This is a genomic window from Rhizobium sp. Leaf306 (assembly GCF_001423425.1).
In the GTDB taxonomy this organism is placed as follows: domain Bacteria; phylum Pseudomonadota; class Alphaproteobacteria; order Rhizobiales; family Rhizobiaceae; genus Neorhizobium; species Neorhizobium soli.
This window is the reverse complement of sequence record NZ_LMNX01000008.1, coordinates 1-22155: the sequence shown is the minus strand read 5'-3', so window position 1 is coordinate 22155 and position 22155 is coordinate 1. Positions and strand designations below refer to the sequence as shown.

The window sequence follows — 22155 nt, the reverse complement described above, 5'->3', positions numbered from 1 at the left end:
ATGCAACAGATCATTCTCTCAGACTATGAACAAATACCTGTTCTGCAGGACGCCGCTATCCCTGAGCCGAAAGACGGAGAGGTGCTCGTCCGCATCGCAGCCGCAGCCTTAAACCCACTCGACATCAAGCTGCAACGCGGTCAGGTGCATGCCTACTTCCCGCTCAGCTTCCCGTCTGCCATGGGCACGGATCTCGCAGGCACGATCGAGAAAACGGGTTCACTGACCTCGCGGTGGCGGACGGGCGATCGGGTCATGGCGCGGCTCGATCCGACGAAGGGTGGCGCTTTCGCAGACTACGCCATCGTTCCTGAAGATCAACTGGCGCTTGTTCCTGAAGAGCTGGACTTCAACAGCGCAGCCGGATTGCCGACGGCTGCAGGAACAGCCTGGCAGGCACTTGTAGAGATGGCAGATCTTCAGGCCGGCCAGACCGTACTGGTGCATGCAGGTACCGGGGGAGTCGGTAGTTTCGCCATCCAGTTTGCCAGAGGATTTGGCGCACGAGTCATTGCCACCACTTCAGGGAATGGCGTGGAAATTGCCCGGGAACTGGGTGCCGATCAGGTCATCGACTATCGATCCGAGGATTTTACGCTCAAGGTTTCCGACATCGATGTCGTGCTGGACACGATCGGCGGGGAAACACAGCAGCGGTCCTTCGACGTTTTGCGCAGTGGTGGCAAGCTGCTTTCAACCGTATCTCCGCCCGATCAGGCACTGGCAACCGCCCACAAAGCCGAAGGTGCGTTCGTGTTCCATACATCGAACGCAAGACGGCTCTCGGATCTGGTTAAGGCCATGGGCGCGAAAGGACATTCAGTCCTGATCGACGGTCAATTCCCCATCACCTCGTTCGCAGAAGCTTTCGATCGCCAGGCATCTGGCAGGGCGCGTGGCAAGATCATCCTGAGTTTCTGATCGTCCTCGTGGGAGCAATGGAGCCGGGCGGCGTTTTTGCCCGGCTCTTCCTTCTTAGCGCTAGTCGCTACTGAACGGTTTATGCTGTGCCGAAATAATCCAATCCTTCGAGATCGTCGATCAATGCGGGGCCAACCGGCCGCCAGCCGAGTTCTTGCTGTGTCCGCTGGCTGTCGACAGGGTTATCGACTCCCACAAAGGGCGCCAGGAAGCCGAACTGGCGCTTGGCTTGAAGCGATGTTGCGGATCGGACTGGAAGACCGAGATCCTTGGCCATGATCTCAGCAATCTGCTTGTATGTGACCCCCTCCTCTGCGGCGCCATGGTAAACACCCCCCGCCCGTCCCTTTTCAAGCGCTAGCTCGAAGAGAGAGACGGCATCGCCGATATGTACCCCACTCCATCGATTTGAGCCGTCTCCGACATAGAGCACTTCACCATTCTTGCGGGCAGCCGTCGCGAGTTGCGGAATCAAACCCCTGTCGCCCCGACCGTGCACTGACGGCGCGAGCCGAACCACGGATGCCCGCACGCCACGCTGAGCCCATTGCCTTACCAAGGCCTCGCTGACAGCACGAACGTGACCGGGCGAGCGGGGATCGGGTAAGTCGGTTTCCACAGCAAGGCGTTCGGCGCGCGCGCCTGGAGGGCCGGCCACGCCCATCGTAGCGAACGCCGTCACCATCGGGCGTCCGGATCCAGTCAACGCCGAAGCCAACGCATCTATTGCTGCGTCATTCGTGGCCGTTATAGCCAGCATCATTCTCGCGACGGTGTTGCCGGGCCATCCCCCGAGGAGAGCGCCAAACAAGCGCCGGCGCGGTAGGTCGCCCGGCGAAAAGCTGTAGGCGAGATGGACGACCGCATCGGCCTCGGCAGCTCCTCTACGGAGAATATCAAGATCGACGATGCTCCCTGCAAGCGGACGGGCGCCTAGAGACCGCAAGCGACGGTCTGATGTCTTTGAACGGGTCAATCCGACGATCTCGTGGCCTTTTGTCGACAGATGCTCAATGAGCGCAGGGCCGACAAAGCCGGTTGCCCCTGTCATAAAGATACGCATCTAGTTACTCCTTGGAAGTTGTCACGGGGTGAGCGAACAGAACGCTTGTCGGACGACGCCAGAGAAAGAGCTCGGCGAGCAGAAGGTTCGGTAGCCAGCAAGCCCATGCGATAGTGCGGTAGGCTGTTAGAAATTCGACGTTGAAGACGTCCGAGAGCGGCAGGTAGATACGAAGTGTCACTGCTGAGAGCGTGAGCGCAAAGGACCGGATCATCCAGCGCCGGTGCGGTGCAATACGGCCGGCAAGAACCTCGCGTACTGCAAGACCCGTCGTTATAAGCCACGCCAAGCCGAGGGCAGCGAAACCCGCACCTGCCACGGGACCCGAGGACAAACCAGTCGCCAGCACCAGCGCCGCTAGGCCACCGCTCGCGCAACCAAGTGCGTAAATGCGACCGATACACTTGTGAAGAAACGGCCACCGTACTCTTAATCGCGGCCGAAATTGCCACGGTCCGAGAAGCAGTGCTGTAGCAGCACCGGCCGCGTGCACCGCGATCCAGGGATCAAAATGCCGGTTGGCAGCGATATTTGGGGGGACCGGCCCCTGGCCCACAAGATAGCGATAGGAAACCAGCGCCACCACGGTTGAGATCGTTGCCGTGGACGCCCAGACGAGCAGGCCCAGGCGCGATCTAGATACATGCACCATCTTCATAGCATTCCCAAGATGCAGCATCTCAACCACACAACGAGAGACGTAGGCATGAGATTTCCTTTGTTTTTACATCTTCCGAAGACTACCCCTCCCTTTGCGAACCATCTATGCTCGTTCAGACTAGAAATCTTCGAGATCGTTCGAAACATGGATCCATTGTCCGACATCCTGACCATACTGAAGCCTCGTCGACTGGAGACCGGCGCCACCGATGTGGGAGGCGACCTTTCAATCCGGTTTCCACCACATGAGGGCCTGTACTGCTATGCGGTGCTGGAAGGTGCATGTTGGTTGACGCTGGAGGACGGCGCCACGCCGCTCCGACTCAAAGCCGGGGATTGCGTCTTGCTGCCGAGCGGTCGTCCGTTTCGCATTTGCAGCAACCAAGGCCTCACATCCGTGGATGCCGCTGTTTTCTTCGCCGGCCGGAGCAATGGGGAAGTTGTCACCTATGAGAAGGGCGGCACTTGTTTTGTCTGTGCCGCGCATTTCGGTTTCGACAGTCCAGACTCAAGTCTGCTATTGGGCATGCTTCCGCCCGTTGTCCATATCAACGACGAAACAGATCAGACGGCAATGCGCTGGGCGCTCAACCGGATGATGGCGGAGCTGCGTACACCTAGAGCAGGAAGCGATCTTCTCGTTGAGCACCTCTCCCACCTGGTACTGATTCAGGCGTTGCGCCAGCATCTCACAGCGCGGGACGGCGCACGTGTTGGATGGCTTTCGGCGTTAGCTGACCCACCCGTCGCAGCGGTCATCGCAGCCCTGCATGCTAAACCAGCTGATCGATGGAGCGTCGCGGCAATGGCCAAAATCGCTGGCATGTCGCGCACGGTCTTTGCACTCCGCTTCAAGGCGATCGTCGGCGCCAGTCCGATGGAATATTTGACGCGCTGGCGCATGATGTTAGCCGCCAACGCTCTGAGGCAGCCACACAGAACAATTGCCTCAGCCGCGGTGGCGGTCGGATATGACTCTGACAGTGCGTTCAGCACCGCCTTCAAGCGCATTATGGGCTGCTCGCCTCGTAAGTATCACACAAGGATGAGCGGCGGGCACTCTGTCTAGGGCTGCATCGTGACCGGAGCTAACACCAGAAGAATTTGGGGACCTCCGGTCACTAGAGGCTACCGTCGCCTTGATGGGATACGAACCGCCGACCATTAGTTCAGCCGCTTTTTGGATGAAATTCGTCCCCTCCGAGGAAATGCTTGCTCTGCTCCCGTCTCGATCGCTGCGATTGGCCGTAAGAACGTTTCATCGCCTCCGCTCCGTCTGATGGTGACGGTTATCGGGCAGCGGGGAAAAGAAGGCGAATAGCGCAAATCATCGCGTGAGGGGATCGGGATCAGACTGTCAGCCGCAGACACCTGCCACGCAGCAATCGGCCATCAGTGAATCCCTGAGTCTTGAGGACTAGGGCCGAGGCTGAAGCAGCGACCTTACAGCCACGAAAACGTCAATGGTCTGTCTGGTTCTTCGAGGAAAGGGTTTGAGATAGGTTGGCAGGCCACTCAGTGGCAACTGCAACCCGTAGAGCGCATAGTCCGTCTTATTTAGTGACACCACGAAATGTTGGTTCTGGTTCGGATATTGACGTGATCGTTTCGTTTCGTCCAGGTAGAGATCTGGGTTGGGCCCAAACCGCAGTGGACGAGTATGCAGCTTCCAATCAAGGCAATTCTGGTCTTCCACACGGCGGCACGCACCGGCAGTATTTCGCGCGCCGCTGCAGAGCTGAGTGTTACGCCATCCGCCGTCAGCCAGCAGATCCAGGTCCTTGAAGTTCAGCTCGGGGTCAGTCTTCTGGCGAAGGCAGGCCGCGGCATTGCGCTGACGGAGGCCGGCGAACGCTATTTCTCTATGATCGCGGACCAGATCGAGCATATTGAGGAGGCCACTGGCACGATCCGCGGCTTTCGCTCGGTTGAGACCCTGACCATCCGTGCCACGCCGACGCTTTCCAACAAATGGCTGCTGCCGCGGCTGGGTGATTTTCTCGACCGTCATCCCGATATGGAAATTCGTCTGGACGGCACGAATGAACCGACCGACTTCAACCAGGAACTGGTCGATCTAGAGTTACGCCATGGGGACGGCCGCTGGCCGGGTCTCTTTGTTGAGGGGATCGCCGAAGAACAGTTTTACCCCGTCTGCTCTCCTGACTATGCGGAAGCCGGCAGCCAAGCGCCAGAAGATCTGCTGAAGCGGCGCCTTATTCATTCAGCCAAATCGCAGGCGCAGTGGACGACCTGGTTTCCGCTGGCCGGGATCACGCCGCAAGAACGCTGGCGCAGGGTGCTTTTCGATCGCAGCCATATGGCGATCGATGCTGCCGTGCGCGGCATGGGGATCGCGCTCGAAAGCACGCTGATGATGGGAGAGGAATTGAAAAGCGGACGGCTTGTCTGCCCGGTCGCCTCACCCCCGGTGGTCCGGATCGTGACGCAATGGATCGTCTGCCCCCGCGATCATCTGCGCCAGAAGAAGGTGCGACTGTTTCTCGACTGGCTGCGGGCCGAGCGGGAAACGTGGCAATTGGCGCACCCGCTCGGTGCCATGACAGGCTGAGCTTTCCGTTTGCTCAGTAGAGACCCAGAAGCCGGATCGGCGTCAAGGTCAGCTGCGGGAAGAGCACGAGCGCAAGAATAGCGGCCACGAGGATCGACATCGGCGCGAGCGAGCCCTTAATGACGTCTTCGATCGACATCTTCGCAACCTGTGCCACGGCGAAGAGACATACACCCACCGGCGGCGTGACCAGACCCAACGTCAGCGTAACGACCATGACGATCAAGAAATGGATGGGATCGACACCAATCGAAACCGCCGGGGGTAGAAGCACAGGTATCAGGATGAACATCGCGGCGATGGCATCCATGAACATGCCAACCACGATCAGGAACAGGAAGATCAACACCAGCGCCATGGTTGGTCCCGTGCTGATCGCATTTAGGAACATCGCGACCTGCGCCGGCAGGCCGTCATAAGTGAACACCCAGGCCGCAAGCTTGGCGGTCGCTGCGATGAATAGGATCGTGCCGGATGTGCGCGCGGTTTCGACGAAGAGCCCCGGCAGGTCACGTACCGAAATCGTCCGGTACAGCACAACCGACAGGAACAGCGTGTACAGGACGGCGATGCCGGCTGCTTCCGTGGGCGTGAAATAGCCGCCGACGATGCCGGCCATCAGGATGACCGGGGTCAGCATGGGGAGGATCGCCGCAATGCCGGTCGTCAAGACTAGGCGCAGGTTGAAGGGCGTCGGCGGATTGTAACCGTGGCGCACGGCGTAGATGTGGTTGAACACCATCAGCATAAACGCGATGAACAGGCCCGGGATCAAGCCGGCAACCAGCAAGGTTCCGATCGAGGCATTGGCAATCGAGCCTGCGATCACGATCAGGATCGAGGGTGGGATGATTGATGAAAGCGTCGAACTGCACAGCGTCATGCCGACCGCATAACCCTTGGGGAAACCGTGGCGCTCCATGGCCTTGATCTCGATCGCGCCGATCGAGGCGATGTCTGCGACAGACGAACCGGAGACGCCGCCGAAGATAACGGAGGATGCGACATTGACATGACCGAGCCCGCCCGGAAGCCAGCCGACAATGGCTTCGGCGAAGTCGAACAGCTTTTCGGCGACGCGACCGCGCTCCATCAGCACGCCGACAAGGATGAACAGTGGCACGGCGACCAGCAGGAACGAGTTCATGGCGGAGAACATGCTCTGCGCCAAAAGATCGATCGGCGTCGAGGTGAACAGCAGGATAGCAGCAACGCTGGCAAGCCCAAGCGCGACGGCCAGAGGAACGCCGAAAGCACTCATGACTAGGAAGAGGGCTAGAAGAACGAGGCTCATGGCTGCTTCTCCGAATTCGGTGTCGCGCTTTGCGCGAGGAGGAGTTCAGGCATGCCTTGCGAGAACTCCGGAAGCTCGATCAGGTCGCGACGGGTTCTAAGCGATTCCACGATGGCAAGAACGCCGAGGATAGAACTGAGCGGCATGATCGTGCCGATCAGCCACATCGGAACGGCAAGCGTCGCCGCCGTCTCATTCATCATCAGCTGCTGTTGCACAAGGCGATACCCGGTCCATCCGGTCAGGATGAAGAAGATCACCGAGCTCACCACGTAGATCGGCAAAGACAGTCGACGGATGAAACGCGGCATCAACGCGATGAGGACGGTGACGCGTGCAGTTTCGACCGTTCTGAAACCGGCCGCGAGACCGAGGAAGATCATCCACACGAACAGGTAGCGGGTGGCTTCTTCGGTCCACGAAACAGGGTAACCGAGAATGCGGCTGGACACCTGAAGCAGGACGACCAGCAAAACGCCGAAGACGGCAATACCGGCTGCAAAATCGGTCGTGACCTTGAGGGCCCTGCCGAACACAGAGGGGCTTTTGGACATGGCATGTTCTCCTGTCCGGATCGATCTTGCGGCCGATCCGGTGGGGGCGTGCGGATCAGTTCTTGCCGACGGCAGCAACGGTCTTGTCGAAGAATGCCTGGTCCTTCACCAGACCGGCAAACACCGGGAACAGCCCCTTGGAGACTGCGACAAATGCCTTTTGCTGTTCCGGCGTCAGTCGGTTGACCTGCATGCCGCGCGTCTGCAGCTCGGCAATCGTGCTTTCAGCGGTTGCCGCGTCGTTTGCAACCTTCCAGGCTTCCGCTTCCTTGCCAGCTTCCTCGATCGCCTTCTTGTGCGCCGCACTCAGGCCTTCGAATTTGGCCGGGTTGATCCCAAGCACCCAACCGTCGGCCATATGGTTTGTGATCGACGCATATTCCTGCACTTCGAAGAACTTGGCGCTGAGCGGCACGTTAATCGGGTTTTCCTGGCCGTCGACGACCTTCAGCTGCAGGGCGTTATAGACCTCGGCAAATGCCATCGGGGTTGGAGCCGCACCCATTTTCTTGAAGAATTCGACCCAGAGCGGGTTGTTGGGAACGCGGAACTTCAGGCCGACCAGATCTTCCGGCTTTTCGATCGGACGCTTAGAGTTGGTCATCTGGCGGAAAGGCCGCGGCCAGAGATTGATGCCCTTGATGCCGATCTTGCCAAGGTCGGTTATGAGTTCCTGCCCTTGTTCGCCCGAGAGATAGGTGCGCAGCTGCGCCTCGTCATCAAACAGGTAGGGAATGGAGATGGCGGAGAACTTCGGATTGAAGTTTGCATAGAGCGATGTTGCCAGCACCAGCATGTCGAGCGACCCGCCGGAAAGCTGCTTGATGGCAGCAGAAGGATCGCCGCCATACAGGGTCCCATTCGGGAACACCTTGATGGTCAGTTCGCCATTTGTCTTGGCCGAAACCAGTTCGGCGAATTTGTTGGCGGCAACGGTAATTTCGGATGTATCCGGATCGGGCGTTGACAAGGTCAGCGTCGCGGCCTGCGCGAACGATGCGGTGAGCATGGTGGCTGCAGCCAGCAGGCTGCGAAGTGTGAAGTGTTTCATTTTCATTCCTCCCATTTGATAGTCACGACGATAGATCAGGCGGAGCTGCCTCCACCCGCATTCATGCGTTGCAGTTCGAGAATGACGCCGCTGTGGTCGAGTTCTCCGTCACCATGATCCACCATGGCCTTGAAAAGCCGGTCAACCTCCTCGCTGACCGGAAGCGTCAATCCACGGCTTCGAGCAAAACCCAATGCCGTCGATGTATCCTTCACCTGATATTTCGCCGGACCGCCAGGCGTGAAATTGCCCTCTACCATGCGTAACCCATGCTGGCGAAAGACGGTTGAATCGGCGAACCCGCCGAGCAATGCCTCGCGAACACGGGCCGGGTCCGCGCCGCCGCTCCGTGCCAATGTCAGGGCCTCGGCAACCGCACAGATCGTCGAGGCGACGATCAGCTGGTTGGCGAGTTTCGTCAGAGCGCCGCTTCCTGACGGGCCCACATGCGTGACGCGGCCAAGGCAGGAAAACAGCGGGCGAAGGCGATCAACGATGGCTTCATCTCCACCCGCCATGATCGCAAGCGTCCCATCCCTGGCGCCCTTCTCCCCGCCCGAAACCGGAGCGTCGAGACAGGCGATACCACGATCACCACAAGCCTTTGCCAAGACAATCGCCGTTTCGACCGGGATCGAGCTCATCACAGCTAAGATCGATCCGGGCCGCATCGCCGCGATGACACCGTCATCGATCAGCACCGTTTCGCAGACCGGGCCGGAGCTCAGCATGCAGATCACCACATCGGCGCCCGCCACCGCATCGACCGCGCCGTTGGCAGGCACAACGCCCCGAGCGTGCAGCGCCGATGCCTTGTCCGATGTCCGGTTCCAGGCCGTGACCGTGTAACCGGCCTCCGCCAGGCGGCCAGCCATGGGTGCGCCCATGATGCCGGTGCCGATGACCGCGATCGTGGTGGTGTTCATCTGTCCATCCTCCCCACTCACAGATATTGCCGTGTCGAGAAGCGCACCGAGCGCTCTTCGACGATCAGCGGCGGGAAAGCATCCCGGAAACGCGCCAGATGGGGCGTCTCCAGATGGGCATCGAAATCCAAGCGGCTGTCATAGACTTCGTAGAAGACAACCGTGTCGTCCGAGCCTTCCGGGCAGATGACGTCGAACTGCCGGCAGCCCGGTTCGTCGGCCACGGAATGTTTGGCGTCGTCCTGCGCCGCCTCCAGGAAAGCCGGCAGATTGCCCGGCTTGACCTGGAAGTCCGCAATCACGACGAAAGCTTGGCGGCTCATCGGACTGTCCACGCTCACTCCGCAGCGATCTTGACCGGGCGGAAGCGATCTTCCATTTCCCGGCGCAGCTCCACCACATCGAGATCATTGACGATTTCGACATCGTCAAAGGAGACGATCTGGTCTTTCTTGATCGGCCGCTTGAGCTTGACGTTGTGTGCAAGACCAATTGGCAGCGCCTTGAGATCAAGGCTTCGGTTTGCCGGGATGGCATTGGCCCAGACGGCGTAGCCGCCCTCGCCATCGAGCATTTCGCCAGGCTGCATGTCCTTCTTGGCAGTCGCCACGGCATCGCCGCGGAACTCCTTGGAGCAGCCGGTCGGCTCGTTGCGCAGCACTGCTGACAGTACGCTGATCGAAGTCTCGAGGCCGATAATATGGAACGGACGCCACATCGAGGCATACCAGCCAGACGGATCTGTCAGCAGTCCGTATTGCTTGAAGCAGGCGCGGGCATATTCATTATGCGCCTTGAACGTGACGAAGACGCCGTAGCGGATGTTGTTGAAGACTTCGCGGCCATCCGGCTCCTGGCTGGCCGCGATATCGACCAGGCCCGAGCGCGCCATGCGGCCGCCATCGGAGACCGGGCGGAACACGCGCGCCAGGTCGTGCAAACCCGCCGGAGGGAAAGCCAGGCCGTCATCCGGGCAATCGAGCCCAGTTCCGTTGGCAACGGCTGCCATTTCGATCGCCGCCTTGGTGCCGTCAGTAAACGAATTGTAGAGTTTCGGATTGAGGTTGTCGGCGGCCACCTGTTCTTCGGTCCAGCCGAACAGTCCCCAGACCGTATCCGGTGTCGAATAGCGATAGCGCGGCTCGAAATTCATGCCCTTTCCGGCAGAAGTGATCTCAAAGCCGGTCGCACGCGCCCAGTCGACAAGTTCGCAGATCAGCGCTGGCTGGTCGCCATAGGCCATCGAATAGATCAGGCCCTTGGCACGAGCCTTTTCCGCCAGGATCGGTCCGACCATGACGTCGGCTTCGACGTTTACCATGACCACGTGTTTGTTGCTCTCGATAGCACCCAGCGCATGACGGGTTCCAGCAATCGGATGGCCCGTCGCCTCGATAACGCATTCGATCTCGCCGAAGTCGAACATCGCCTGGACATCATCGGTGACAAATGTCGTGCCGTTCTTGATGGCATCCCCGCAGCTGGTAGCGGCATAGCGCTCTTTCTGCCAGCCGACACGGCTCATCGATTCCTTTGCCTTGCCGACATCGAGATCAACGACGGCAACGAGGTGAAGGCCCAGGATCTTCTGGGCCTGTGCCATGACCATAGAGCCAAACTTGCCGGCCCCGATCAGGCCGACCCTGACAGGACGTCCATCGGCGGCACGAAGCGAAAGCAGTGAGTAGAGATTCATTTCAAAATCCTCGGCTGGGGAATACCGTTCTGGAGAGCCCGGCCGGAGCGATCATCAGTCACACGCACTTCTCGGATGTCAGGCACAGATGTGCCTCCGCGAATACGGTTGCGCCGACGATAGTGTCTCCTCCCGAGGAACGCGGCACTGTAGCCTGCGCCTCCTAGCCGCCTCCCACAACGGCTATCAGGAGAGTGTAGGGTGGATAAGCAATTAGCTCAATTTAGAATTATCTGCCGAATCATTAGAAATTCTAAATGATGTGGCCGGTTCGAGCGAATAATGCTCGGGGCTACTAAGCGGTTGGAACGAGAACTTTTGCGACCTAAGTTTGATATGTTCCCTGAAGCTTCAGCCGTTTGCAGAAGCTTCGTATAATGTTCAGCGGCTACGATTTCTTTCGACGCATGCCTTTAAAGGGATCCAACCAGCGACCCGCTGAAATTCGAAGGCGTCGGGAGGATAATTGAGGCGGGATGACAGCCACCCACGTTACGGTCGCCGTCAGTCCTTAGCGGCTAGATGATACCAAACGCTTTTCGATCGCCATTCCAGTTCGTCGTCTTGAGGAACTGCTCCCAACTCAGGCTCGCTGGGTTGATCCGTCGGCTCCATCCCAAATCCCGGTCTTTGCGGAAATAACCTTGCTCTACCGCATATTCCGCCATACCGATGATCTCGCGGACGAGCTCCTCGTTCTTCGCAAACTCGGGAAAGTGGTTGATCAGTTCCTTGGAGCTATAGGCGGAGGCGTAGACGGCGTTCCGTCCGGTGACGCGGGTGAACGTCTCGATCATCTCGGCCGGAGAGAGGACGTCGCCGATGACCGGGAGAGTATGACCAGCATAGGCGTCCGGGTGATCGAAGATCTCCAAGACCGCGGGTCCGGTCGCCGTCAGCGGATCGACAAACGGAGCTTGAAAATGTTGGGGCAGGTAGACCGGAAAAACCAGCGCGTCGCCGTCCTTGCGCGGAACATAGTATTCGAGCAGGTTAGTGTAGAAGAATGCGAGCTGAATGAACGAGCTTCGGATCGGAAGCTCGCGCATGTATGCCTCTACCCTCGCTTTGTCCGTGAAGTGCGGCGCGAAACCCGTTCCAGCTGTAATGCTGTCGACGTTTTCCAGCGAACTGAAGACGATGTGGCCGACGCCGGCTTGAACACAGGCGTCCGCAAGCTCCTTCCCGATGTCGAACTCGTAGTCCGCCGGCGGGACGACACCTGGGGTCATCAGGAAGGCCATCTGCGCGCCCTGGAATGCCTTGACGAGATCCTTCCCGTGGTTGAGCGCGAGAGGCACTTCGACAAGCTCTGCCCCCTGTCCCGCCAACCGAGTTGCCTCGGCGGAACCGGTACGACTCGTAAGGGCACGCACTCGGTACCGCCCGCTTCCCAATAAGGAATGGGCGACGCTGCGGCCCTGCTTGCTAAGGCTGCCAGCCACGACGACCAGGGGTTTGCGTTCGAACGACATGTGGATCTCCATCACCTGTTGGAGCTTCTCTGATGCTCCTTGAGGGATGGTCATCGCAGACTGTAACGTATCTGAGAAATCGATTCCTTTCTGTGCTACCATCCAACGGATGGATACATCTCGAATAGATCTCAATCTTCTCGTCAGCCTGGAAGTTCTTCTCGCGGAGCGGAACGTCACGAAGGCGGCCTCTCGGCTTGGCCTGAGCCAGCCAGCCCTCAGCGCCCAGTTGAACCGTCTCCGCGACCTGTTCGAGGACCCGCTGCTCGTTCCTGCCCACCGAGGCATGATACCGACGGCGAAGGCGCTCGATCTTCTGGAACCGCTGCGGGCATCGCTGGACCAGTTTCGCAACATGCTCCAAAGTCATGACAGGTTCGCCCCGGAGACCGCAGAGCTGAAGGTGGCCGTCGCCTGCACGGATTATGTCGAAGCCACGGTGGCAGTCCCGCTGATGCTGGCTTTGCGCAAGCAAGCTCCCAAGATACGGGTCGCGGTTCATCGCCTGAACCCGCCGACATTACCTCGGCAACTAGCACAGGGAGATGTCGATTTCGCCATCGCCACTCCTGATCCAGATCATCAGGACCTTCGCACCCGCCACCTGTTCAAGGAGAACTATGTTCTTATTGGGCGGAAAGGGCATCCGCGGATCAAGGACGCGGCAACGGTGGAAGGTTTCGCCGGCCTCGAACAGGTGATCGTCTCCCCTTCCGGCGGAAGCTTCTATACGCCGGTCGATGCCTTACTGGCGGCAAAGGGCTGCCAGAGAAGGGTGGCTGCCTCGGCCGCCTCCTTCCTGGTCGTTCCTGTAATGGTTGCCTCCAGTGACCTCGTCGCCCTGGTACCGCGGCGGCTACTGGGGACCACCGGGCCTTTACTCGATGTTATGGAAGTTCCGTGGCTGTCGGAAAGTTTCGGGGTGGCGCTGATATGGCATGAGCGCAGCCACGGACATCAAGGCCAACGCTGGGTACGTGAACTTATTCAGCATCTGACAGCAAGCTAGGAAGAGTACGCAGGCTGGGCAGCTTCGGTTCATCATCTTGGGATTTTCTAGCGCAAACCGGACCGCTGCAGAGGCTTGATACATCGGGAGCGGCGGCTGAGTCTCCTAAACTTCCAGGTCTTGAAGGGATCTGAGCCAGCGACCCCTTCCACGACTTTCTAGAAATTTCAATAAGTTAGGCTTTGCAAGCGACGTTGTCCGGCACTGTTGTATCTGCAATCGCCGCTTAGATTTTTAAAGCTGAACATTGCCGGCAAACGACAGAATTCTGCAAAAGATTCAATTATTTAAGCCAATATTATTTTCGTTCTGGAAGCCTTGAGAAATCCATCCAGCGGACGCCTCTTTACCCTGATATCAAACCGAGCCCGGCCGACTGATCCATCACCGTTGATGAATCTCTCTCTAGCATGATACATCTCTCAAGATTGTTAGACATGCATTGGCGTCGCGCAACGCGAGCCGCTAGGAGCTGTGTGCCCTTTGACTTTCTGGCATTCAATGGTTTGGCGCACAGATGGCATTCGCGTGATCTCCCCGGTCAAATGGAGACGCTTCGATGGCATAGTCGGCGCTCTCTGGGAGGCGGAAAGCCAAGCAGGCGCCAGCGGCTATTACCTTGCAGCCGACCCGCGCATCATGGTCTTCTTCGATGACGTATCATCGCGGGTCCGCATCTCGAACCAGAGTGGCGACTTCGAGCGAAATCACCGGCCCTTGACCCGGGCAATCTACATTCCGGCGGGCGTGCCGATGTGGACGACGAGCACGTCACTTCATCGCTTCTCGCATCTCAACCTGCATATTCATAAAGACCGTCTGCTGCGCTTCCTGTCGCCATCGGTCGGGCAGGCTGCCGCATTGTCAGCGCTGAAACAGCCTGCGGAATTACAGGATGCGCCGGGTCTGCAGGTGCTTGCCGGTCTGCTCGCCGAAGAACTGGACAATCTCTCTCGTCATGAGGTCTATGCGGAAAGCTTGGTCGGCAGCATCGTCACCGGACTGCTCGAGATCTCCGAACAATTTGCTGGCAAAGCCGACGGCCGTCTGACCCAAGCGCAGATGAACAAGCTTGCCGCCCGCATCGACGGGCTTGGTGACTGCCGGATGACCGTCGCTGAAATGGCGGCCACCGTCGGCCTGTCGGAAAGCTGGTTTGCCAACGTCTTCAAGCAGACGACAGGCAAGACCCCTCTCCAGTGGCAGCTCGCCCGGCGGATCGATCTTGCCAAGAAACTGCTGCTGGACAATGACTTGAGAGTTGCAGGTATTGCAGCGCAGCTCGGTTTCTCCGACCAGGCGCATTTCACTAAGGCATTCCGACAGGTCGCCGGCGAGACCCCCGCCGCCTGGCGGCGGATGCTGCAGGTACGCTAGCCACGATGTGATCCCAAAGAAAAAGCCCACCCGCTTTAAGGCGCGTGGGCTTTATCGTTTCGAGTTCCGCGTTACCAGGTCTGACGCAGCGTCGCCATGACGGTACGGCCTGGATTGTAATAGACGCCGCCGCTGTCCTGGCTTGCAATGTGCTTTTCATCGAACACGTTGCTCATGTTGAGCTGGAACGTCGTATTCTTCTGGATCTTGTAGGTGAAGGAGGCATCGAACACGAAGGCGCTTTCCGAAGATCCGCTATTGGCAAGATCGAGGAAGTAGGAGTCCATGTATCGGCCGCCGACGCCGAACGTCATGTCGCCGCGGGCGCCCTCGCCGTCCAGCGTGTAGGTCGTCCACACAGATGCCAGGTGCTTGGGTACACGCATCAGACGATTGCCGTCATTGACGCCACCGGGCTCGTCGATCTTAGATTCGATATAGCTATAGGCTGCGATCACGTCGATGCTCTCGGTCACTTCTGCCTTGGCTTCAAGTTCGAAACCACGGTGGCGGACCTTTTCGACTGTCGACGGCAGATAGGTGACGCTGTCGTAGACGGTGATATTGCTCTTCGTCAGGTCATAGACGGACGCCGTGAACAGTGCGGGGAAGGCTTCCGGACGGTACTTGATGCCAACCTCATACTGGCGTCCAGTCGTGGGCTCGGTCCCGATGCCGGGAGGTGCAGCAGACTCGGCGTAGCTTGCGAATGCTGCGACTTCCTCGGTGATCTTGTAGCTTACGCCGAACCGCTTTGTGAACTTGCTCTGCGTATCGGAATCCGACGCGCTCGAGAAAAGGTCGTCCTGGCTCAGATCGAACCAATCGTTGCGCACGCCGATGCTGGTGGTGAGCTTGTCCCAGAAGGTCAGATCCTGCTGCAGGTACAGGCCCGTCGTCTTCTGGTCGTTTGCGGTACCGTAGGTTGGGACAGTCGAAACCGGTCCCCCGGTATAGACCGGATCTGTGGTGCTGATCGGCGGTGCACTCGTATCGTAAAGGCCGTAATTGTCCGACTTGAAGTTGTTGTAATCGATGCCGACAAGCGTCCGGCTCTCGACATCGTCGAAATCCTTTTCGAACATCAGGTGCGCATCGACAACGAATTGCTCGGTAGAGGTATCACTTCCAAAGAAGTAGCGATCCGCAAGGTTAGAGCCGTCGGTACGCGTATTGGACAGATAGGCGCTTCCGAACGCGATATCCGAATTGCTGTAGCGCGCTTTCGAACCGAAGCTCAGTCCGTTGTCGAAGTCGTGGTCGAACATCAGGCTGTAGGAATTGCGGTTGGTGGTCAGGAAGTAATAGTCCGGCTCACCGAAGAACTTGTCGCGATCAAAGTCCGACCCGATCGGCTGACCGCCGCTGCCCGGAATGCCGTCCTTGTCGAGATGATCGAAAACGAAGGACAGGCTGGTAAGATCGGTCGGGCGCCATGTGAGGCCGCCCATGAGGAACTTCTCGTTGTCCTTGGAATAATCGTATTCCGCATCAGCATTCTGGAACTTGCCGGTGAGACGGTAGGACAGCGTATCGTCTTCGGTCAGATTGTCGCCGAAGTCGAAGCCACCTTCCTTGTGGCTGAATGAGCCGCCGGTGGCATAGACCTCTCCGAAGCGTTCGGTCTTCGGCAGCTTCGTCACGTAATTGATTGCGCCGCCCGGTTCGGCCGCGCCGAATCCCGAAGAACTCGTGCCCTTCAGAACCTCGATGCGCTCATAGGCATAGGGTTCTTCCTTGACGCCGCCGAATGTGCGGCCGATCGCCAGCCCGTCGCGATAGGTGTAAGGCGTGAAACCACGAATATCGATATAGTCGTAACGATCGTCACCACCGTAATAGTCGGTCACCACACCAGCCGTATACTGCACCACCTTCTCGACGCTGTCGGCGCCACGCTGCTCGATCTCCTTCGACGTGATGACGGAGATGGATGCCGGCGCAACGAGCATATCGGTCGGCATTCTGCCGACTGCGGTGGTCTCCGTCGCGACGATCGATAGGGAATCGTTGCTCGTATCGAGCGTCGTGCCGCTTCCGCTGATCACGATCGGCGCCAAGGTCGTATTGGACATCGAGCTGCCGGCTTCCTGCGCCGCCAACATGGTCGGCGACAGCGAGACAAGCGCCGTACAAGCGAGAAGGACAGCTTTCGAGGTGGTAATCCGGTACGCGCGGCGGCCTGCTAAATCCATATCCATAGTGCGAATTCCAAGGTTGGCGTGATCTTTTAGGGGGAAAGGCCGCAAAGTCATTACCCGCCCAAGCACTTGAAATGCCTTAGCCGCAGCAAATTGTCTTACCAGAAATGTCCCCTGCAACGCTGATAACTTGAGAATCGTTGTCCGGTATTGTATAGTTTCCATAAATTGTAAAAAACCACGGAAATTGCAGGCCAAGATCTGCGCATCTGTCGGCTTCTCGTTGACGCCGTCTCGTGAACCTGAAAATAAACGTCAACTTTTAAAGCGAGGCAGAGGTTAACCCGATGATGCGGTCTTTTCTCCTTGCCGTGCGATTTGCGGCAGTAGGTCTTTTCTCTGCGCTTCCGGGCGTGGCGGCCGCAGCCGACGGTCAGGCCTATCCGATCGTCCTTAAGAACGCGCTCGGAACCGCTGATATCACGAAGAAACCCGTGCGCGTCGCAACCGTCGCCTGGGCCAATCACGAAGTGCCGCTCGCGCTTGGTATCGTTCCTGTCGGCTTTGCCCGCGCAAATTTCGGCGATGATGACGGTGATGGCGTACTGCCCTGGGTGGCGGAGCGACTGAAGGAACTTGGTGCCGAGACGCCTGTGCTGTTCGACGAGGGAGACGGCATCGATTTCGAGGCGGTCTCCGCAACCCGGCCCGATGTGATACTTGCCGCCTATTCCGGCCTCAGCCAGGCAGACTACGACACGCTGAGCCAGATCGCCCCAGTCGTTGCCTTTCCAGACGGGCCCTGGTCGACAGACTGGCGGGCGATGATCCGTCTCAACAGCGCCGGCATGGGCATGTCGGACGAAGGCGAGGCCCTGATCACCAGGATCGAGGGACAGATTGCGGAGACGGTCGCCGGTCATCCGGAAATCAAGGGGAAGTCGGCGATGTTCATCACCCATCTCGACCCGACCGACCTCAGCACGGTCAACTTTTACACATCCCACGATACCCGCGTGAAGTTCTTTGCCGATCTCGGCCTGACCTCGCCGAAAAACGTGGTGGAGGCCTCGCACTCGGGCAAGTTCTCCGGATCCGTCAGTGCCGAGCGGATCGATGCCTTCGACGACGTGGATATCGTCGTCACCTATGGAGGCGAGAAGCTTTCCGATGCGTTGAAAACCAATCCGCTGACCTCGCGCATGCCGGCAGTGGCGAAGGGCGGCCTCGTCATGCTCAGCCGCAATCCGCTGGGCACGTCCGCAAACCCGACGCCACTTTCGATCTCATGGCTGCTCAAGGACTACGTGGCGCTGTTGTCCAAGGCCGCGGGCACGACCGCTCCGAAGTGATGATGACGGCTCGCCGCACCGACGCGAAACACCGCATATCGGCCATCGCGAAATCGAACCGCAACCGCGCCTTGTGGCTTGCCGGTGTCGTGGCGCTGCTCGCCGCACTCTGTGCGTTGTCGGTTACGGTTGGCACACGCGATGTGAGCTGGAGCGATATCACTGCTGCTCTCGCTGGCCGAACGGACAACCTTGGCCAGGCCGCCGTCGCCTTGCGTATCCCGCGCACGCTTCTTGGTCTCTTTGCCGGTTCGGCACTTGGTCTTGCCGGCGCCGTGATGCAGGGCGTCACCCGCAATCCGCTTGCCGATCCCGGTATCCTCGGAGTCAACATGGGTGCGTCGCTCGCCGTGGTGATCGGCATTGTCGGGTTTCAGATCGAGACAGCGGGAGCGTATATCTGGTGGGCGATCGCAGGAGCGGCGCTCGCTGCCGTGTTCGTCTATACGATCGGCTCGCTCGGGCGTGGCGGCGCGACGCCGTTGAAGCTGGCGCTGGCGGGGGCCGCGACTTCAGTCGCCTTTACTTCCCTCGTCATTGCCATGGTTCTGCCACGCGCCGATATAGCCGGCGGCATACGCTCCTGGCAGATCGGCGGCATTGGCGGTGCGACATTTGAGAGGATCTGGCCGGTCCTGCCGTTTCTCGCCGTCGGTTTTGCGATCAGCCTTGTTTCGGCCCGCAAGCTGAACCTGCTGGCACTGGGTGACGAGCTTGCCGCGGGTCTGGGCGAACGCGTTGCCTTTGCCCGCGCCTGCGCCTCGATCGGCGCGATCCTTCTTTGTGGCGCGACGACCGCGGTTTGCGGTCCGATCGGGTTCCTCGGACTTGTGGTACCGCATGTCTGCCGGCTGCTGGTCGGGATAGACCACCGCTGGCTTCTGCCGTTTTCGGCGCTCGGCGGCGCCTGTCTACTGATCGCCGCCGATATTGCGGGCCGCATAGCCGCCCGGCCGGCGGAGATCGATGTGGGTATCCTGACTGCGCTGATCGGAGCGCCGGTCTTCATCTGGATCGTACGCCGCCAGCGCGTGCGAGAACTCTGACGATGGTTTCCACCTCGCTGCAGACACTGATTGCCAATCGCCGACGCCGACAGCGCCGCTACCGAAGCGTGGTTTCCATTCTGGCGCTGCTGGTCGTGGCGCTGTTTGCGCTCAGCCTCGCCATCGGTCAGACCGTGACGCCACCACTCGAGGTGATCCGTGTCCTGCTCGGCGAACAGATCGGAGGCGCATCCTTTACCGTCGGACAGCTGAGGCTGCCGCGTGCTGTGATGTCGGTTCTTGCCGGATTGAGCTTCGGTCTTGGCGGCGTCACCTTCCAGCTGATGTTGCGCAATCCGTTGGCAAGCCCGGACATCATCGGGATAACCTCAGGCGCAAGTGCTGCGGCGGTGTTTGCCATCATCGTCCTGTCGCTGAACGGTCCGTTCGTTTCAATCATCGCAGTCGTCGCGGGGCTCGGCGTTTCCATGCTCGTCTACGGCCTCTCCTTCCGCAACGGAGTGGCCGGAACACGGCTTATCCTGGTCGGCATCGGCATCTCGGCCATGCTGGAAAGCATCATCGCCTATATCCTCTCCAGCGCACCGGCCTGGAACCTGCAGGAGGCGATGCGCTGGCTGACCGGCAGCGTTAACGGTGCCCAACTCGGCCAGGCAATCCCGCTTCTCGCTTCGCTTGCCGTGTTCGGCGGCCTTCTGCTCAGCCGCAGCCGCGATCTGGAAGCGCTGCGCCTCGGAGACGATATGGCATCCGCCCTCGGCGTAGGAGTGGCGCGGACCCGCATGCTGATCATGGTTGCTGCCGTCGGCATGATCGCCTCGGCGACCGCCGTATCGGGGCCGATCGCGTTCGTCGCCTTCCTGTCTGGGCCAATCGCCGCGCGTATCGTCGGCAGTAGCAGTTCGCCGCTAGTTCCGGCAGCTCTGATCGGGGCGGTGCTGGTGCTGGCTGGCGATTTCGCCGGTCAGTTCCTGCTGCCAAGCCGTTATCCGGTCGGTGTCGTGACCGGAGCGCTGGGCGCACCCTACCTCATCTACCTGATCGTACGCGTCAACCGTACCGGAAGCGCCCTATGAACAGTGCAATGCCAGAACACACGCTCGAAGCCCACGGGCTGTCGACCGGTTACGGCACCAGCAACATCCTGCATGACCTCGACCTGACGGTCCCGCCGGGCAGGATCACGGCCATCGTCGGCGCCAATGCCTGCGGCAAGTCCACGCTGCTGAGAGCCATGTCGCGGCTTCTGGCCCCGCGGGAAGGTCAGGCTCTGCTCGACGGCAAGTCGATCCACCGCATGTCGGCCAGGCTGCTTGCCCGGACCATGGGCCTCCTCCCCCAGTCGCCGATCGCACCTGAGGGCATCGCGGTTGCCGATCTAGTTAGCCGCGGCCGACATCCGCACCAGAACCTGTTTTCCCGTTGGACGCGTAAGGATGACGAAGCCGTCGATGCGGCATTGACCGCCACACGCACGACCGAACTTGCCGAAAGACCCGTGGACGAGCTTTCCGGCGGTCAACGCCAACGCGTCTGGATCGCCATGGCGCTGGCACAGGAGACCGACATCCTGTTGCTGGACGAGCCCACGACCTTTCTCGACATCAGCCACCAGATCGACGTTCTCGACCTTCTGACCGATCTCAACCGCGAGCGTGGCACGACTGTTGTCATGGTCCTGCACGACTTAAACCTTGCCGCTCGCTACGCCGACCATCTGGTCGCCATCGCCAAGGGTCGGGTCCATGTCTCCGGCTCCCCCGAAGAGGTCCTGACGCAACAGAACATCCGCGCCGTATTCGGGCTCGAAAGCCAGATCATCACCGACCCGGTCTCCGGCCGTCCCATGATGCTGCCGATCGGCCGGTATCGCGTTTTGGGGTGTTGAACGGCAAGGTCATATAGCTCCTTGATGGGACCAGAACCTACGACCCGGTCATTAGAGATTAAATCACTAAGATTCCTTAGGCAGTTCATCAGCTCATTAGTAGAGGAACGCTGTGTCAGCCTGCCGAGGGATTACAAGTTGGCGGGTCGATGAGCCCACGCCCTCCGCAATGACGACCAGATCGTACTGTTCGATCTTTCCGCTTGCGAAGGTAACCGAGACGGCATCTGCTACCTCCTCGCTGTCGATCGGGTCAAAGGGCGCAAGGTCGGCTTACAGGAACCACGCTTCGGCCGCTGTCAGCAGTTTCTTCTCGTCTCTCATTCCTTCCTGGAACAAGCGGAAAAGCAGCATCGCGAGCTCGTCGGGATGCGTGTCGTGTATCGGCACTGCCTGCGCAAATACTCTTTCGAGCAGAGCCAAGTCTTCAGGCCGGAGAAGAACATCAGATGGAATTCTACCGCGCATAACGTAAGCTATTGTGAGGTTTGTCGATTGGCAAGTGTTCGTGGAAGTATGATAGCGCTACAACTTCGTCGTCGGCTCGTTCTCGCCAGACTGACCAGGCTGCCACTGTTCACAGAAACACGACCCAGACTTTGTTGCGGCGCAACAGGGTGGATCTTGCCACACTGGCGCTGAGCGGCAGCGAACGCACCGCCCAGCGAGATCATGCTTCGCTCGGCTCCCTTGGTGCAGGCGGTTGGGAATGACGAGGCGACATTCTGGTTATATGCCGGGCAGCTTCAATGGCGCTCTCGGTTGGATGCAAATCGATGATGTTTTCTGTACTGAAAACGATATCATCTGGCACTAGGTGCGGGTCTCGCGGCGGCTGAAGATGCGACGTCACATTCGATCCGCTGGCAAGTTGTATGACAGCGAGAATCAACCCTATGCATTAGTGCAGGCATGTAACGCCACGCTTAACGTTACGCCAACCATGTCGGCGGCATAGGAGGCTACGTAAAGAATCCTTCAAACACCTCCCTGTAGGCTTTGACTCGAGGCAGGCAGAGCAATGCAGATCGATTTACAAACTCTCTGGTACTTAACAATCGGAACGCTGCTGGTGTCAGCTTCGCTTCTCCTTTGGGAAAGGCAGGCTTATCCAGGTCGCGCACGCGTGCTCGGTGTTATGGCCGCGGCTCTCTTCGCGTTCGTTCTCG

General features: G+C 59.2%; 20 protein-coding genes. 9 read left to right on the top strand and 11 right to left on the bottom strand.

The features are described from left to right. Positions 1 to 921 carry an NADP-dependent oxidoreductase gene (locus tag ASG19_RS22880; protein ID WP_062463391.1) on the top strand — a complete coding sequence of 307 codons (921 nt, stop codon included), beginning with the start codon at positions 1 to 3 and terminating at the stop codon, positions 919 to 921. A gap of 79 nt (positions 922 to 1000) precedes the next feature. Here ASG19_RS22880 and ASG19_RS22875 read toward each other — a convergent pair whose 3' ends face one another. Both ASG19_RS22875 and ASG19_RS22870 read right to left on the bottom strand, forming a co-directional pair. Continuing rightward, positions 1001 to 1984, bottom strand: a complete 984-nt coding sequence (locus ASG19_RS22875) for an SDR family oxidoreductase (RefSeq protein WP_062463389.1) — start codon at positions 1982 to 1984, stop codon at positions 1001 to 1003. Positions 1985 to 1988: 4 nt separating this feature from the next. Continuing rightward, a complete protein-coding gene (locus ASG19_RS22870; protein ID WP_244476265.1) occupies positions 1989 to 2642 on the bottom strand; it encodes a DUF2306 domain-containing protein in 654 nt (217 codons plus the stop codon). Positions 2643 to 2789: 147 nt separating this feature from the next. On the opposite strand from ASG19_RS22870, the gene ASG19_RS22865 reads away from it, so the two are divergent. Together ASG19_RS22865 and ASG19_RS22860 are read left to right on the top strand one after the other, a co-directional pair. Further along, positions 2790 to 3713, top strand: a complete 924-nt coding sequence (locus tag ASG19_RS22865; RefSeq protein ID WP_062463505.1) for an AraC family transcriptional regulator — start codon at positions 2790 to 2792, stop codon at positions 3711 to 3713. A gap of 591 nt (positions 3714 to 4304) precedes the next feature. After that, complete coding sequence (locus ASG19_RS22860; protein ID WP_062463387.1) at positions 4305 to 5216, top strand: LysR substrate-binding domain-containing protein; 912 nt, start codon at positions 4305 to 4307, stop codon at positions 5214 to 5216. Between the two features lie 13 nt (positions 5217 to 5229). Here the strand turns inward: ASG19_RS22860 and ASG19_RS22855 are convergent, their stop codons facing one another. The 7 genes from ASG19_RS22855 to ASG19_RS22825 form a co-directional block, all read right to left on the bottom strand. Further along, positions 5230 to 6510, bottom strand: coding sequence for a TRAP transporter large permease (locus tag ASG19_RS22855; RefSeq protein ID WP_062463384.1), 1281 nt, complete (start codon positions 6508 to 6510; stop codon positions 5230 to 5232). After that, the gene (locus ASG19_RS22850) at positions 6507 to 7064 is read right to left on the bottom strand and encodes a TRAP transporter small permease (protein WP_062463381.1); all 558 of its coding nucleotides are present in this window, start codon (positions 7062 to 7064) and stop codon (positions 6507 to 6509) included. The genes ASG19_RS22855 and ASG19_RS22850 overlap by 4 nt, the downstream gene beginning before the upstream one ends. Positions 7065 to 7119: 55 nt before the next feature. Next, complete coding sequence (locus tag ASG19_RS22845; protein ID WP_062463378.1) at positions 7120 to 8115, bottom strand: DctP family TRAP transporter solute-binding subunit; 996 nt, start codon at positions 8113 to 8115, stop codon at positions 7120 to 7122. 35 nt (positions 8116 to 8150) lie between these two features. Continuing rightward, positions 8151 to 9041, bottom strand: coding sequence for an NAD(P)-dependent oxidoreductase (locus ASG19_RS22840; protein WP_062463374.1), 891 nt, complete (start codon positions 9039 to 9041; stop codon positions 8151 to 8153). Between the two features lie 17 nt (positions 9042 to 9058). Then, positions 9059 to 9364: a putative quinol monooxygenase gene (locus tag ASG19_RS22835; protein WP_062463371.1), complete on the bottom strand. Its 306-nt coding sequence runs from the start codon at positions 9362 to 9364 to the stop codon at positions 9059 to 9061. Positions 9365 to 9378: 14 nt separating this feature from the next. Then, the gene (locus ASG19_RS22830; RefSeq protein ID WP_062463368.1) at positions 9379 to 10737 is read right to left on the bottom strand and encodes an SAF domain-containing protein; all 1359 of its coding nucleotides are present in this window, start codon (positions 10735 to 10737) and stop codon (positions 9379 to 9381) included. 518 nt (positions 10738 to 11255) lie between these two features. Beyond that, on the bottom strand, positions 11256 to 12212 hold the full coding sequence (locus ASG19_RS22825; protein WP_062463502.1) for an NmrA/HSCARG family protein: 957 nt from the start codon (positions 12210 to 12212) through the stop codon (positions 11256 to 11258). A 46-nt stretch (positions 12213 to 12258) separates the two neighbouring features. On the opposite strand from ASG19_RS22825, the gene ASG19_RS22820 reads away from it, so the two are divergent. Both ASG19_RS22820 and ASG19_RS22815 read left to right on the top strand, forming a co-directional pair. Beyond that, positions 12259 to 13221: a LysR family transcriptional regulator gene (locus ASG19_RS22820; protein ID WP_244476264.1), complete on the top strand. Its 963-nt coding sequence runs from the start codon at positions 12259 to 12261 to the stop codon at positions 13219 to 13221. 483 nt (positions 13222 to 13704) lie between these two features. Continuing rightward, positions 13705 to 14598: an AraC family transcriptional regulator gene (locus ASG19_RS22815; protein WP_156466598.1), complete on the top strand. Its 894-nt coding sequence runs from the start codon at positions 13705 to 13707 to the stop codon at positions 14596 to 14598. Positions 14599 to 14669: 71 nt separating this feature from the next. Here the strand turns inward: ASG19_RS22815 and ASG19_RS22810 are convergent, their stop codons facing one another. After that, the gene (locus tag ASG19_RS22810) at positions 14670 to 16799 is read right to left on the bottom strand and encodes a TonB-dependent siderophore receptor (protein ID WP_062463359.1); all 2130 of its coding nucleotides are present in this window, start codon (positions 16797 to 16799) and stop codon (positions 14670 to 14672) included. 290 nt (positions 16800 to 17089) lie between these two features. On the opposite strand from ASG19_RS22810, the gene ASG19_RS22805 reads away from it, so the two are divergent. Genes ASG19_RS22805 through ASG19_RS22790 form a run of 4 tightly spaced genes read left to right on the top strand, consistent with a single transcriptional unit; the run spans position 17090 to position 20986 of the window. Continuing rightward, positions 17090 to 18091: an iron-siderophore ABC transporter substrate-binding protein gene (locus ASG19_RS22805; RefSeq protein ID WP_156466597.1), complete on the top strand. Its 1002-nt coding sequence runs from the start codon at positions 17090 to 17092 to the stop codon at positions 18089 to 18091. Between the two features lie 2 nt (positions 18092 to 18093). Then, the gene (locus ASG19_RS22800; protein ID WP_062463353.1) at positions 18094 to 19137 is read left to right on the top strand and encodes an iron ABC transporter permease; all 1044 of its coding nucleotides are present in this window, start codon (positions 18094 to 18096) and stop codon (positions 19135 to 19137) included. Further along, positions 19134 to 20174, top strand: coding sequence for an iron chelate uptake ABC transporter family permease subunit (locus tag ASG19_RS22795; protein ID WP_244476268.1), 1041 nt, complete (start codon positions 19134 to 19136; stop codon positions 20172 to 20174). The genes ASG19_RS22800 and ASG19_RS22795 overlap by 4 nt, the downstream gene beginning before the upstream one ends. Positions 20175 to 20182: 8 nt before the next feature. Then, positions 20183 to 20986, top strand: coding sequence for an ABC transporter ATP-binding protein (locus ASG19_RS22790; RefSeq protein WP_062463499.1), 804 nt, complete (start codon positions 20183 to 20185; stop codon positions 20984 to 20986). Between the two features lie 273 nt (positions 20987 to 21259). Here ASG19_RS22790 and ASG19_RS24350 read toward each other — a convergent pair whose 3' ends face one another. Next, complete coding sequence (locus tag ASG19_RS24350) at positions 21260 to 21409, bottom strand: hypothetical protein (RefSeq protein ID WP_156466596.1); 150 nt, start codon at positions 21407 to 21409, stop codon at positions 21260 to 21262. Positions 21410 to 22155 lie beyond the last annotated feature (746 nt).